The 14,214-nt window shown below is 62.1% G+C and carries 12 protein-coding genes; 7 read left to right on the top strand and 5 right to left on the bottom strand.

From position 1 onward, the window contains the following. Positions 1–91: 91 nt before the first annotated feature. From NKI99_RS25385 to NKI99_RS25365, 5 genes are read left to right on the top strand one after another with little or no spacing between them, the layout of a single operon-like run. Positions 92–406, top strand: a complete 315-nt coding sequence (locus tag NKI99_RS25385) for a PqqD family protein (protein ID WP_023811587.1) — start codon at positions 92–94, stop codon at positions 404–406. Continuing rightward, positions 390–983, top strand: a complete 594-nt coding sequence (locus NKI99_RS25380) for a lasso peptide biosynthesis B2 protein (protein WP_352612490.1) — start codon at positions 390–392, stop codon at positions 981–983. The genes NKI99_RS25385 and NKI99_RS25380 overlap by 17 nt, the downstream gene beginning before the upstream one ends. Then, positions 980–2,902, top strand: a complete 1,923-nt coding sequence (locus tag NKI99_RS25375; RefSeq protein WP_352612488.1) for a lasso peptide isopeptide bond-forming cyclase — start codon at positions 980–982, stop codon at positions 2,900–2,902. The genes NKI99_RS25380 and NKI99_RS25375 overlap by 4 nt, the downstream gene beginning before the upstream one ends. Next, entirely contained in the window at positions 2,899–3,885 is a 987-nt protein-coding gene (locus tag NKI99_RS25370; protein ID WP_023811584.1) for a phosphoenolpyruvate carboxykinase (ATP), read from the top strand. Before NKI99_RS25375 ends, NKI99_RS25370 begins: the two co-directional genes overlap by 4 nt. A gap of 8 nt (positions 3,886–3,893) precedes the next feature. Then, positions 3,894–5,735, top strand: coding sequence for an ABC transporter ATP-binding protein (locus NKI99_RS25365; protein ID WP_352612486.1), 1,842 nt, complete (start codon positions 3,894–3,896; stop codon positions 5,733–5,735). Positions 5,736–5,832: 97 nt separating this feature from the next. On the opposite strand, the gene NKI99_RS25360 is transcribed toward NKI99_RS25365, so the two are convergent. Next, a complete protein-coding gene (locus NKI99_RS25360; RefSeq protein WP_023811582.1) occupies positions 5,833–6,108 on the bottom strand; it encodes an exopolysaccharide production repressor protein in 276 nt (91 codons plus the stop codon). Between the two features lie 601 nt (positions 6,109–6,709). Between NKI99_RS25360 and NKI99_RS25355 the strand changes: the two genes are divergently transcribed. Together NKI99_RS25355 and NKI99_RS25350 are read left to right on the top strand one after the other, a co-directional pair. Beyond that, on the top strand, positions 6,710–7,387 hold the full coding sequence (locus NKI99_RS25355; protein ID WP_023811581.1) for a sugar transferase: 678 nt from the start codon (positions 6,710–6,712) through the stop codon (positions 7,385–7,387). A gap of 100 nt (positions 7,388–7,487) precedes the next feature. Then, positions 7,488–8,753: a polysaccharide biosynthesis/export family protein gene (locus NKI99_RS25350; RefSeq protein ID WP_164892842.1), complete on the top strand. Its 1,266-nt coding sequence runs from the start codon at positions 7,488–7,490 to the stop codon at positions 8,751–8,753. Positions 8,754–9,109: 356 nt separating this feature from the next. On the opposite strand, the gene NKI99_RS25345 is transcribed toward NKI99_RS25350, so the two are convergent. The 4 genes from NKI99_RS25345 to NKI99_RS25330 all read right to left on the bottom strand — a co-directional run bounded on the left by NKI99_RS25345 (position 9,110) and on the right by NKI99_RS25330 (position 14,205). Beyond that, positions 9,110–10,423 (bottom strand): O-antigen ligase family protein, encoded by a 1,314-nt coding sequence (locus NKI99_RS25345; protein WP_352612485.1) that lies wholly within the window; start codon positions 10,421–10,423, stop codon positions 9,110–9,112. Between the two features lie 201 nt (positions 10,424–10,624). Next, complete coding sequence (locus tag NKI99_RS25340) at positions 10,625–11,452, bottom strand: SDR family NAD(P)-dependent oxidoreductase (protein WP_352612483.1); 828 nt, start codon at positions 11,450–11,452, stop codon at positions 10,625–10,627. 57 nt (positions 11,453–11,509) lie between these two features. Beyond that, positions 11,510–12,004 (bottom strand): acetone carboxylase subunit gamma, encoded by a 495-nt coding sequence (locus tag NKI99_RS25335; protein ID WP_352551160.1) that lies wholly within the window; start codon positions 12,002–12,004, stop codon positions 11,510–11,512. Further along, a complete protein-coding gene (locus NKI99_RS25330) occupies positions 12,001–14,205 on the bottom strand; it encodes a hydantoinase B/oxoprolinase family protein (RefSeq protein ID WP_352612481.1) in 2,205 nt (734 codons plus the stop codon). Before NKI99_RS25330 ends, NKI99_RS25335 begins: the two co-directional genes overlap by 4 nt. Positions 14,206–14,214: the final 9 nt, after the last annotated feature.

The following is a 14,214-nucleotide window of genomic DNA, read 5'->3' as shown; positions in this document are numbered from 1 at the left end:
AAGCAGACGTAAGAGGGTCGGGGGGCCAGCCTCCCGACTTCTCCTGCGCCAACCGGAGATGTCGAAGCGTTTTTGTCAGTGAGGTGCGGGGATGAACTGGAAGCAATCCGACCATGATCTGGCCGACCACGATAGCGTGAGTGCGACCAAGGATGCCGTGGCTTGCGAGTTCGGCGATGGCTTGGCTCTGCTCAATCTCAAATCCAATGTCTACTACAGCCTGAATGGCGTCGGCGCCTTCATCTGGGATTTGATCCAGGAGCCCCGGTCGCTCGGGGACATCCGCAGCGCCGTTCTTGCGCGCTATAATGTCGACCCGGTGCGCTGCCAGGCCGATGTCGACGCATTGCTGAAGGGCCTGGCCGAAAATGGGCTTGCGAGACGGCATCATGAGGCACTTGTCTAAGCCGACCCAGCACAAGGCGCTGGTTTGGCAGGCCATAGTTTCGCGGGCCCTGGTTTCGCGGGCCCTGGTTTCGCGGGCCCTGGTTTCGCGGGCAACGGCTTTACGGCAGGAACCCGCGAGGGAAACAGGCCTCAAGCAGTCGAAGCGCGGCGGAAGCCGGCACGGGCTGGTCAGGATTTTCTCCCTGAGCGGCTCGGAAATGATCTTCCTTGGCCATTGCCTGCTGGTGGTGGCGACAGTTCGGCTGGGGCTGACCCTGCTGTCCTACAATCGTGTACGCAGCCTGGTGACGCGGCTCGACGCGCGGCAGTGCGCCTCGATGGGCGAACTGCGGCGTGTCGCCTGGGGTGTTGCCGCCGCGGCCCGTTTCGTCCCTTACGCTACGTGCCTGACCCAAGCGCTCTCCGGCCAGTATATTCTCGCCCGCCAAGGCAATGAATCGACGATACGCATCGGCATCGAACGTGGTACGGGCGAGCAGTTGAAAGCACATGCCTGGCTGGTCAGCGACAACCATATCGTGCTTGGCGGATCGATCGACGGCTTCGCCCATCTCGTCGACCACGGCAGCCGATGAGCGGCGTCGCCGGAATCCTGCTGCGCGGAGCACACGCACCAGCGGTCGCGGCGGCAGACATTCAGCAAATGCTGGCGCGCATGCGCCATCGCGGTCCCGACGGCGGTTCATGGTGGCTGGACACCAGCATCGCCCTTGGCCACGCCTGGCTCAACACATCGGATGAGGTCGGTCCAGGCCCTTTGACGATGGCTGGCGGCCGGCTCGCCATCACCGCCGATTGCCGGCTGGACAACCGTGACGAGTTGCTGGCCAGGCTCGGTATCCGCGACCAGTCGGTGGCCGACGCGATCGTGCTGATGCGGGCCTATCTACGCTGGGGCGAAGCTTGTCCGGAGCATCTGCAAGGCGATTTCGCGTTCGCCATCTGGGATGACGAGCGGCAATCGCTGTTTTGCGCGCGCGATCATTTTGGCGTCAAGCCGTTCTACTACCACGCGGCGGACCAGCGTTTTGCCTTTGCGTCCGAGATCGGGCCGATCCTGGAGGTCGAAGGTATCCGCGCACGTGTCAGCGAGCGCCAGATCTCCGGCTTCCTGGCCGGGCTTCCCGACGACCCGCAGTCGACCCCCTACAGCGATATATTCAGCCTGCCGGCCCGCCACAGCGTAACCGTCACCGCGCAACAGGTGGTGCTGCGCCGATACTGGCAGATCGAGCCGTCGGCGCGGCCCTTGCGGTCGGATGCATCGGAGGAATTCGCCCATCTGTTCTCGCAATCGGTGCGCAACCGCATGCGAGGGACCTCGGCAGTCGGCGCAATGCTGAGCGGCGGCCTCGATTCCTCATCTATCGCCTGTGTCGCCGGCCTGCAGAATGCCGCTGCGCGCAGGCCGAAGCTGCCGACCTTCTCGCTGATTTTCGAGAGGGGCTCGCCGATGGACGAGCGGCCCTTCATCGATGCCGTTCTCGACCAGCAGAAGGTCGACGCGACGCTGATCCCGGTCGGCAACTATGCCCCATTCGCCGAATTCGAACGCGTGCTGGAAGAACAGGAAGGAACGTTCCTGGCGCCGGGCCTGACGCTCACCCGCGGTATCTACCGGACTGCCGGCGCCAAGGGCATCAAGGTGCTGCTGGACGGCCATGGCGGCGACGAGGTCGTTTCCCAAGGCCATGGTCACCTGCACGAGCTTGCGAATGGCGGCCGATGGATGGATCTGTGGCGCGAGGTCCGCAGCGCCTCCAATACCTATGGCGACAGCACGCTTGGCCTTTATCTCCAGTTCCTGACCCTCTACGGGCCGGCCTGGCGCATCGCCAAGCTGAGGCATCTGGCCAACCGTGCCCTGAACAGGATCCGCAAGCCCGCGCACGTGCAGCGCGCACGAAGCTGGCGCGACCTGATCAATCCGGACCTTGCCAAGCGCACCGAGCTTGTCGACCGGTTTCACCGGGCCGGCTATATGCCGCCCGGCGTTCAGGCCAGCGACGCCTTGAGCCATCGCTGGATCCTGTCGAACGGCTATGTCCCGCATGCTTTCGAGGTTCTCGACAAGGCCGCCGCCAATTTCGGCGTCGAGCCGCGATACCCATTCTGGGATAAGCCGCTGGTCGAGTTCTGCCTGGCGTTGCCGGGCGAGGAGAAGCTGAGCCACGGCTTTGGTCGCTATGTGCTGCGTCGCGCCATGCAAGGCGTATTGCCGGAGGCGGTGCAGTGGCGGCGCGACAAGATCGACTTCACCGCCAATCTCGTCAACGGCATGCTGCGCAACCATCGCGACCTCCTGGAACAGCTGCTGGTCTCGGATGCGAACCGCATCGCGCCTTATGTCAATCTGCCGCAAGTGAGTGCTGCCTATGCGCGACTGCTGCGCCAGCCCGATCAGGCAGCCCCCCTGGATGTCCAGTATGTCTGGCGCTCGGCCTCGCTGTCGCTCTGGCTGCGGCAACTCCAGCACGGCGGGAGCCCCACGTGATGCCGCGCAACGAGCCGCTCGCTCTATACAATGATGATGCCTGTTCACATGGCCGGGCCATGCGAAAACGCCGCTTCTACCGCGCCTATGGTCTGACCATCGCGTCGGAGGTGATGTTGCCCGAACTGCAGCCGGCGCCGCCGGGGGCGGCGGATCTCGTGATCGCTGTCGGCGCGATCGACCTGCCAAAGCCGGCGCTCGAAGCCGCGGCCGACTTTCGCTTCGAGCCGGACCGGCAATATCTGGCTTGGCATGCCGTGGGCGCGTTCCTGATCACCGATTTCAGCCGTATCGACATAGAACCGGCGCCCGGCGTCGACGATGCGCTGCTCGCGTTTCCGCTGCTCGGTCCGGTCATGGCGCTGCTCTTGCACCGGCGCGGCCTGCTTGTCCTGCATGCCAGTGCCATCGCCGCCGCCGGCACGAGCGCCATCTTCATGGGTGACAAGGGAGCCGGCAAGTCGACGACGGCAAGCGCGATGATCCGGGCCGGGCATCGACTGCTTACCGATGACGTGGTGGCGCTGGACCTTGCCAATCCGAGTGAGCCAATGACCGTTCCGGGCTTTCCGCAGATCAAGCTGGCGGCCGACGCCGCTGCGGCGATCTCGCTCGGGGAAGCGGAAGTGCGGCCGCAAGTGCATCCGGCGATCGACAAAATGCAGCATCGCCTGAACGGTGACTTTTCAGGCGACAAGGTGCCGGCGACCAGGATCTATGTCCTCGAGCGCGGCGAAAGGGCTGACATCACGCCCTTGCCCGCCATTGCCGCCCTGCCGGCCATCATCAAATTCTCCTATGTGACGCGCTTCGGCCGTGCGGCGCTGCCCGACGACTTCGCGGCGGCGCATCTTCAGCAATGTTCATGGATTGCTAACCATATCGGCGTGTACCGGCTGGAAGTCCCGACGGGCCTGGACAGGATCGGCGAAGCCGTGGAGCTGATCGAAAAGGATCTGTCGGCTGGCAGCCGGCGGCCGTGAGCACAACCATGTCGAAGCCAATCCTTCGCCTGTCGCTGTTTCGAGAAATTGCCGCATTCGGCGCCGCCATTGCCCGGATCGGCGGCCGGCGAACATGGACGGCGCTGTTCTTCCTCATCCTCGGCAGCCTGACCGAGGGCATCTCCATCCTGCTGCTCATCCCGCTGCTGCATCTGGTCGGACGCGCCGACCAGGATTTCGCTGTTCGGCTGCCCAACAATGATTTCGTGCGCTGGCTGGTGCCTGACGGCACGCTGCAGCTGACGACCGTGCTTTGCGCGCTGGTCGGGCTTGTTGCAGCGCAGGCGGCGTTCAATCGCTTCAAGTCGGTCTACATGGCCAAATTGCTGTTCGATTTCGTCAACCGCGTTCGCATGAACCTGTTCGAAAGCATCGGCAAGGCGCGCTGGGGCGTTTTTACCCACATGCGCAGTTCCGATCTCGATCATGCCCTGACCGGCGACATCGACCGCGTCCAGGGCGCGGCGTTCTCACTGCTGATGCTGGTGCAGATCGCCGTTCTTCTGGCTGGCTATCTCCTGGTTTCCATGTTCATCTCGCCGGTCATGACGCTGTTTGCCGTCGTCATCGGCATGCTGATGTTCGTGGCGCTGCGGCCCTTCCGGGCACGGGCCACTGCCTTCGGCCGTGTGCTGACCGCCAATCGCCAGGATCAGTACCGGACGGTCTCGGAATTTCTCGGCGGCATCAAGGTGGCCAAGAGCCTGAATGTCGAGGACAGCTATTTCGCGCAGCTGCGGTCGACGCTTGAAAGGATGAAGGCCGACAACATCGACTATGTGCGCAACAGCACCATCGGCACCGCGGTATTCCAGGTGGCGAGCGTGGTGGGCCTGAGCCTGTTCATCTATGTGGCTTTGGTCCGCTTCAACCTGTCGCTGGCCGAGATCGTCGTCCTGCTCCTGGTCTTCATGCGCATCGCGCCGCGCTTCATGGACATGCAGACGCAAGCCCAGCAAGTGCTGATCAACCTGCCCGCCTTTACGGCAATGCGCAGCCTGCAGGCACGTTTCGACGCCGAACGCGAACCAGGCCATACCGAGTTCGCCGACGCCGGGACACTCTCCCTCAATACGGGATTGAATATTCGCGGTGTCTCCTTCGCCTACGGAGATGCTGGCGCCAAGATGGTGGTGAGCGGCATCACCTTCGGCCTGCCGGCCGGCAAGGTCACCGCCCTGATCGGCCCGTCCGGATCGGGCAAGAGCACGATCGCCGATATGCTGCTTGGCCTGCTGGAGCCTACCACCGGCATGATGCTTGTCGACGGCGTCGAGATCGATGCCAGCAATCGCCGTCGCTGGCGCGACCAGGTGGCCTATGTGCCGCAGGACGTGTTCCTCCTGCACGACACGATCGCGGCGAACCTGCGCCTTGCCGCGCCACGGGCCAGCGATGGCGACCTGTGGGCCGCGCTGCATCAGGCGCACGCCGGCGAGTTTGTCGAACGGCTCGACCTCAGGCTCGAGACGGTGGTCGGCGATCGCGGCGTGCGGCTTTCGGGCGGCGAACGCCAGCGCATCGCGCTCGCACGCGCGCTGCTGCGCAAGCCGTCGCTGCTCATCCTGGACGAGGCGACCAGCGCGCTCGACTGGCAGAACCAGTCGCTGATCGTCAGGTCGATCGACGAATTGCGCGGCACGATGACGATCCTGACCATCGCGCACCGGCCGTCGATGATCGCCTTCGCCGACTGGGTGGTGGCGATGGAAAACGGCCGTATCGTCGAGGTCGGCCAATATCAGCGGCTGAAGGAAAAAACCGGCAGCCGGTTGTCGAGGATGCTGTCGGGGGAACAGTCAGAGAGCGAACCCGCCGATGTCGCGTGAGCCGGCGACCAAGACGCGCCGAAACGGATTCACGCGGCGCCTGGTCTCTTGTTTCGAAGCATGCCTCCAAACCGGGGGCAGGTTTGAGCAATCTGCATCAATGCAGGCCGCGCCTGGCACCGCCCAGCTTCTCGCTTTCGGCGACCTCTGGTGCGTTCAGTTTGCGCTCGGCGTCACGGGCTATGTCGGCAGGCGTCGGAGCGCTCCTGGCGATCATGGTGTAGATGAGCACGAAATAGCCGGCCTGAATGATCACGGCGCAGATGATGACGCGCACCAATATCGTGCCTATCGACGCACCGCCCAGCCAGGACCAGCCGACGACGATCGCCAGAGCGAAAATCATCCCGAGGATGAATTTTGGAAGTGCCATGCCCAACAGCCCATAAACCGGCTCGGGTATTTATCACGATTGCCCCACCCGAGCGCCGTCCCTTGTCATGTGGGCTTGTTAAGGTCGCCCACTCTCGACCGGTTGCTTCCGGCCTTTTCCACCTGTCGTCACCGTGACAGGTATAATTTGCAATTCTATTAAGGCGAGCAATAGGCGGCAAGGGCAACTTCGGATATTTTTGATCGAGCTTTTGCGATCGACTCTGCCATGCTGCAATGCACGCGACGGGAGCTAAGCCGATCTGCTCTCCTCGGCATTTTCAGTAAGATAGACAATATTAAGTAGTATTTTATACGGTTTTCACCATGCATTAGGGCAGGATAAAGCACTAGTTTGCAGCTTGCCTTGACAGATAGGTAGGTCTGCCTAAAAACGGCCCCACAAAGGCCCCTATTTTTTCGGCCGTGCCCATTTATTGTCACAAATGTGCTAAATACGCCGAAATTTGTGCATGACAAGCTTATTATTTAGTCAATTCATGACGTGACTATTTCAATGGGGTGGTAAATTGTGTGTTGCGCTGCAACATTTTTTTGGTATCGTGCGCTGAACCATTCGTTCAACGCATGGAGTTTACGGCATGAGGGACGTTGCCAAGTCGGCCACGGCGAGCTTTTCGCAGGCTGACATCGATTTTCCGCCACCGATCGGCGGCTTGCTCAAACGCAGCTTCGATATCGCCGGTTCACTGATTGGATTGATCGCACTCAGCCCGCTGTTTGTCATGATAGCGCTGCTGGTCAAGTTTTCCGACGGCGGCTCGATTTTCTACGGTCACAGGCGAATTGGACGCGGCGGGCGGATTTTTCCTTGCCTGAAGTTCCGCACCATGGTTCCGGACGGCGACAGGGTATTGGCAACCTATCTCGCCACCAACCCGGACGCCAACGCGGAATGGATCGCCACCCGCAAGCTGAAGAACGATCCGCGCGTTACCCGTGTCGGAGCAGTGCTGAGGAAACTCAGCCTAGACGAGCTGCCGCAGATCATCAACATCCTGCAGGGCGACATGAGCCTTGTCGGCCCTCGTCCGGTCGTGCGCGACGAGCTGGAGATCTATGGCACGTCCGCCGTTTATTATCTGAAATCCCGCCCGGGCCTGACTGGCCTGTGGCAAGTCAGCGGCCGCAACGATGTGTCCTATGACAGCCGCGTCGCCTTCGATCGCCACTATGTCGAGAACTGGTCGCTGTTCGAGGACGTTCGCATCATCATCAAGACCGTCCCGGCCGTCTGGATGTCGCGCGGTTCTTACTGACCGGCCGGTGGCCAGTGCCAAACATTGGCATCGGCCATTCGACGCAAGCTCATCGGGCGATGGGGCTATAGCGGATCGGAACGTTGAGTTGAAAACAGATTTGTTCGAAGCCTTTCGCAGCGGCCCGGATTCCGGCCGGCTGCGGCGGGCGCGTTTGCTGGCCACATGCCTTGCCATGGCGCTCGTCGTCCCGCATATCGCCGCCGCCGGCGACTATCGCCTCGGCTCGCAAGACAAGCTCACCATCCGCGTCGCCGAATGGCAGACCGTCGAAGGCACATTTCGTGACTGGTCGGCGGTGAATGGCGAGTACACGGTCGGTCCATCCGGTACGCTGTCGGTGCCGTTCGCCGGCGAGTTGCCGGCATCCGGCAAGACCACGTCCGAAATCGCGGCGGCGATTGGCGAGGCTTTGCAGAAAAAGCTCGCTTTGTCAGACCGACCGGAAGCCTCGGTCGAGATGGCGCAGTTCAGGCCATTCTACATTTCGGGCGAAGTCCAGAACCCAGGTCAATTTCCTTATGTCCCAGACCTGACGGTGTTGAAGGCGATCAGCGTCGCGGGCGGCATCAGGCGCAACGCCGATTACGGCCCCCAGCTCGGCAAGGACCTTGTCACCGCCAAGGGCATGTTCGACATCTCCGACGACCAGCGCATTCGACTGATCGTCAGGCGCGCCCGCATCGATGCGGACATGGCCGGCAAGGCGAGTTTCGACGTGCCTAAGGAAGTCGAGGGCGATCCAAGGCTGCCAGCCATCGTCGCGGACGAGATGACGATCCTGACGGCCGACCAAAAGGCGCTGAAGCTGAAACTCGAGGCGCTCGACGATCTGAAAGGTGTCTTGGAGTCCGAGATCGAATCGCTGCAGAAGAAGATCGTCAATCAGCAGCAGCAGGTCGACCTGGCGCAGCAGCAACTCGCCAGCATCGGTCCGCTGGCGCAAAAGGGCCTGATCGCCAATGCCCGTCTGCTGGATTCGCGCCAGTCCGTGGCCGACCTGCAGGGCAAGATCCTGGACTACGAAACCGCCATCCTCACCGCCAAGCAGGCGATCAGCAAGGCGAAGCAGGATGCTATCGATGCCCAGAACACCTTGAGTTCAAGTCTCGCCACTGACCGGCAGCAGACCGAAGCCGACCTGAACGAGGCCGCGTTGAAGGTGAACATGCAGAAAGGCCTGATAGCCCAGGCCAGCGATCCCGCGATGGCGGCCGCTATAACAAACGATCAGCAACCTACCCTGCTCTATTCACTGGTGCGCAATCTCGATGGCAAGACCACCGAGATAGCCGCCAAGGAAGAAACCCCGGTGCTGCCTGGCGATGTGATCAAGGTCAAGCTGGCGCCGCTGGCCAGCCAGTAGACTTGCTAAGCGCTGAGCGGTTCATCATTTTACAGAAATGCAGAACCGCTTCATACGCTCGTCGCCTTCTGTGAGCGGATGGTCCGCGGATATTCGCATTTGCACGTTCTGAGATTGGTTTTCGCGGCGCCGTAACTGGAAGTGCCGGCCGGACGCCCTGGCGCTTCTGGAGCACGGCTTTTGGACAGTAACAGCTGCGCGCCGGACGTCCTGGTCGCTCGGAGCACGCGAGTCTGACAATCCAGCGTTTCAGTCTATTTCGCGGAGGCATGGATTTCCCGCCTCGCGCCCGGCCTGCTTGAGCCTTCGATCAGGGGAATTTGTATTGACGCGACTTCAGGTCCCGAGACGATAGCTCACGCCTGATCGGCGACCGCCGGACGGCGGGCATGCCGAGGCCAGTCAGCCTCGCCCCCGGCCGCGTCAGCCGGCTCGGGACGCGGCGACCGCCGCCTGCGGGTAACGGGCAGCCGCGCCAGCTTGAAGAAGCTGAAATACATCAGGAAAGAACCCATGATGTAGGGGTTGAGAATCTCGACCTCGACGAAGGAGCGGATCAGCAGCAGCACCATCACGCCGAAAAGGATCACCGAGTCCGCCTGCCATGCCTTGAAGATCACCGCCGAGACGTGGCCGTAGAGCGTGCGCAGCATGATCAGCGACACCAGCGTCGCTCCGACGAAGCCGAGTTCGACGAGGGCCTCGATGTAGGTGTTGTGGAAGTGAAAGCCGGTGCGGGTGGTGATGTAGAATTCGTTCCACAGCCGCTCGGCTTCAGCGAAGCCCTGCACCCAATAGGCGGCATAGCCGACGCCGAGAATCGGCGATTTCTGCACCGTGTTCCAGCCTTGTTCCCAAAGATAGGTTCGCCCGGTGAGCGTCGAATCCTTGCCGAAGAGGCCGAGGACGAAGTCCATCAGCCCGAGATTCAAGGCGACGAAGGCCGTCACGACCAGCAGGCCGGCGCCGATCAGGAAGATGACCCGGCGATAGCGGCGTGACAGAAGTTTGCTCATCGCAAGAAGCGCCACCAGCGCCAGAACCGCGGGTATCGAGGCCATCGAGGTGGCGGAATGCGAGGCGACCAGTACATAGGCCGACAGCAGCACGACGGGCACCGCCAGTATGAAGCTCAGCCGGCCGCGTCTGTAGAACGCAAGGAAGACAACGCAGAAATAGATGCCAAGCGAGCCGACAAAGCCGATCTGATTCTTGGAGGCGAAGGCGCCGACGAAGTTCACGGTGCCGTCGAGGACATCCTCGGAATAATTCCCGACCTTCACAGAATAGAGAAGGACGACGAATATCCCGACCAGCGCCCCTATGGTCAACGTGCGCACGCTGACGGTGCGCGCAGCTATGTAGGCGCAGGCAATATGGGAAAAATACTGGACCGACGTCCTTGCGGTGACGCCGGGAGCCTGCGACCAGAAAACCGAGAAGCAGACATAGGCCGCAAACAGCAGCGGCAGCCAGGCGCTGGACAGATGTCGCAAAAACCGCCGGTAGTCGACCAGGATGAGCGGAAGCCAGACCGCATAGTAGGCCAGGATCAGCACCTGGCCGAAAATGACCGAATAGGAAAACGCCCAGATCGAGATGACTACGGCAAAGGCGCCATAGACCGAATTCTTCTCGGGATCGATCAGCAGGGACTTTGGAATCTTCATCTCAGAGTCTCGCCGACACGACCCAGGGCCGGCAAGCCATGAGCCGGCCGGAATCTTCGCAAATATGGGCGTGCAATAAACGGCGTCTCCATTGTGCAGTGCAATATAACCTATTGCGCCCGGCGCTCAATGGCAAATCCGGTCACCTTGTCTTACAGCGAGGCATCTGCGGAGAGATCAGCTGGTTGCGCGTCCGAGACGCTACCAAAGCGCTCCGCCGGTGATCTGGATGTTCTCCATGGTGATGCCCTTGGCGAGATCCGAGCACAGGAATACCGCCAGAGCCGCAATCTCCTGCGGCTGCAGCATGCGCTGCTGCGGGTTGCCTTTGGCGATCTCGGCCATCGCTTCCTCAGTGGTGCGCCCCTTGCCTTCGCGCTCGACGACCTGCGCCACATTGCGACGCATCAGTTCGGTCTCGACCCAGGTCGGGCTGATCATGACACAGGTGACGCCATGCGCTGCCCCTTCCAGCGCCACGCAGCGTGTGAGGCCGAGAAGGCCGGCCTTGGACGCGCAGTAGGCTGGGTTGTCCTTCCAGCCGACCGAGGCGGCGGTTGAGCCGATGTTGACGATGCGGCCCCAGCCGCGTTCGATCATGCCCGGCAGTACCGCACGCGTGACGCGGAAGGCGCCCGTCAGGTTGGTATCGACGATCTTGTCCCATAACGCATCGGGATGACCGCAGACCGGCTGCTCCGCGGTCGTCCCAGCGGCATTGACCAGGATGTCGGCGGGGCCGATTGCCGCCTCGGCGTCAGCCGCGAACCGATTGGTGACGTCGCTGTCGCGCACGTCGAGATGAGCGGCGTGAACCCTCGTTCCGTGGGCGGCAAGGGCCGCATGCACGCGCTCGATTTCGTCCGCGCCGGGATAGTAAGCGGCGTCGGACCTGTCGGCGCCGGACGGCGCGATGTAGGAGCCGACGGCGACATTGGCGCCGGCTTCAGCCAAAGCCGTGGCAATGGCAAAGCCCATGCCCGAGAAACCGCCGGTGACGATGGCACTGCGGCCGGAAAGGTTCTTCATGGCGCACGGTCTCCGCTGCGTTCCGGACAGGCAATCAGGCCTGACCGGATTTGGCAATCACACCGGCGCAAGCGGTTTGCCCAGCCATTCGCGATAGAAGCCTTCGAGGTCGGGCTCGAAATCGTGGACTATGGGATAACCAGGTGCCGCCGCTTCCACCTCGTGCAGCGTGCCGCACTCAGGACAGATGAACTCGCGGATTTCCATCCATTCGGGATCGGGGAGATCACTGTTGGGATAGATTTCGCGCAGCGCCTCCTCGGTGTTGCGCACGTTGATCGCAGCCTTGAGCTTCCAGTTCTTGCGATAGTCGCCGAAGGAGTGGCCGCATTCGCAGCGGGTTATGCGCTCATCGCCGCTCTGGCAGATGAACAGATGGTCCGAGACCGGCAGCAGGATCGGGTCCTTCCAGGCAACGCGATCCTGATAGACGGCAACCATCTTGAAGAAACGGTCATCGTCCTTGTAGGCACTCATGATCCGCCTTGTCTGTGGCCAGGGCAGCTTGCCTGCGGCCAGATCGCCCAGGACTTCCTTGCTGTACGAGGTCATGGTTTTGCTCCCGGCATGAAGATCGATCTGGCATCGACGTTCCAGAACTCGCTGAATTCGCTGGTGAAGCGCGGCGACAGCTTGATCGCGCTGGCGTACATTTTCTTCACCTCGGGGGCGAAATCGGCCTTTTTGACGCGGCCGCGCTCCTTGGCGATCCAATCCGCCACCGGTACTGCTTTCGCCAGACGCTGCTTGCGCATGGCGGCGCGGCGCTCGACCGTGGCGTCGATATCGGCGATGGGATAACCGTCCTCATCGTCCTTCAGCACGATGCCGAACACCTGGTCCGCCGCTTGCCGGGTGAGAAAGCCGTTCTCGACATCCCAGGCCGTCTTGATCGGATCGCGCTCCAGAACGTCGCCGTAACCGCCGCCGCCATTGTAAGAATGGCTGAAGATGTCGCCGGACTTGTGCGGCGAGGTGATGTAGGGGCCCTCGACCACGACATGGTCGCCACCGATGTTCCGCTCGTAGTCGGAGACATGCGGATCGATGCCGGGCGCATGCGCCAGCGGTTCGCCTTTTGCGGCGAGTTCGTGAATGTCTGAGTTGCGCACCGCGCGATGCTTCTGGCAGGTCGGCGCCGGATAGCCGCCGCACATGCCGGCGTTGTCGAACACACGCGAGGAGTGCTCGGAGGTGTGGAGCCGCAGATGCGAGGTCTTGTTGATCAGCCAGGTCGAGACGAAGGAACAGCCGCCGCGATATTTGCCGGCACCGCCGGAATTCGGCACGATCGAGCGGCCGATATAGACCATCGGCATCGACTGTTCCCAGACCTCGATGTTGCCCATGTCGGATTCCGGGTTCCAGCCGACATAGGCGGTGTCGAGACCATCCTTGATGGCGAGCGCGCCGGAGCCGGCGGCGGCGCATTCAAAATGGGCCATGCCGAACGGCGTGCCGTACTGGCTCTCGCCACCCATTTCGATCATAGGACTGTTGACCTGGCCGACAAAGGCCTCCTCGACGAAGCCGCGGGCGATGAAGCCGCGCGACAGCAGGCGCTGGAAGACGCCATAGGCTGGCAGCAGCAGCGCCCACGAGGTGGCGGTCGCCACCATCTCGTTGTCGGGGTTGGTCCAGGTGCCGTGCGGCAGTTTCAGTTCGGTTGCCATCCAGGCGCCGTCATTGACCAGCCCTTCGAAATTCATGTGCTGGGTCAGCGTCACGAACATGCCGCCATCCATGCCGGCCGGCGTGCAGTTCATCGAATGGTAGCCCCAGGGCTGCGTGCCCTCGAAGTCCATGGTGATCTTGCCGTCGGTGGTGATCTCCATCTCGATCGGGATATTATAGAGCCAGTCGGGATCGCCGAGCAGCTGGAAGCCGGGCTTTCCCGCCGTGACATGGCCGTAAAAAGTGTGGCCGCGATAGATGCCGGGCACGGTAAGCTGGCGGGTGCGGGCGAGCTGGGCGCGGCGGCCTTCCTCGATGAACTCCTTCGAGACCTTCATCCAGTAGTCTAGGCCGATCTCCGAGATCAGCTGCTTGACGCTTTCGCGCATGTCGATGCAGGAGGCGACCTTGGCCTTTTCGTCCAGCACCCAGTAGATCGGCATGCGCAGATTACGTTCGCAGCGGATGACGTAGTCGCGGCGGATCTCGTCATTCTCGCCGATCTTCTCGGCGCAGACGAACAGACCCTCGGTGAAGCGCTCCTGCGCCAGACACACGTCGCCGCCCGGCGTGATGCCGCCGGCTTCCAGCTCGTGGCAGACAGCGCCGGCCCAGCCGACCAGCGTGCCTTCATGGAAGATCGGCACGACGTCCATGACGTCGGGCACCTGCACGGTGCCTATGAAGGCATCGTTGTTGGCGAAGATGTCGCCTTCGCGGATGCGAGGGTTGTCCTCGTAGCCGTTTTTGATCATCCATTTGATGAAGCGGCTCATCGTATGGACATGCACCATGATGCCGTTGGAGAGCGCAATGGCGTCGCCCTCGGGCGTGTAGATGGCGACCACCATTTCGCCGACCTCTCGCACGCCGGGGGAAGCCGAGATGCGGCGGGCCATTTCGCGTGCCGAGACGCAATAGGCGCGCAGCTTGGTGTGCAGCGTCTCGAATTTCAGCGGATCCTGGTTGCGCAGCGTGAGTTCCGTGATGCCGTCATAGCAGCCGGTTTCCTCCATCAGCCGCTCGGAATCGAGCAGTCTTTCGCGAAGGCGCAGGGCCGAGGCAGGTTTGTCCAACATGGCGGTCGC

It is taken from the genome of Mesorhizobium sp. M0239, assembly GCF_040321815.1.
Classification (GTDB): domain Bacteria; phylum Pseudomonadota; class Alphaproteobacteria; order Rhizobiales; family Rhizobiaceae; genus Mesorhizobium.
This window is presented reverse-complemented; position numbering and strand designations above follow the sequence as displayed.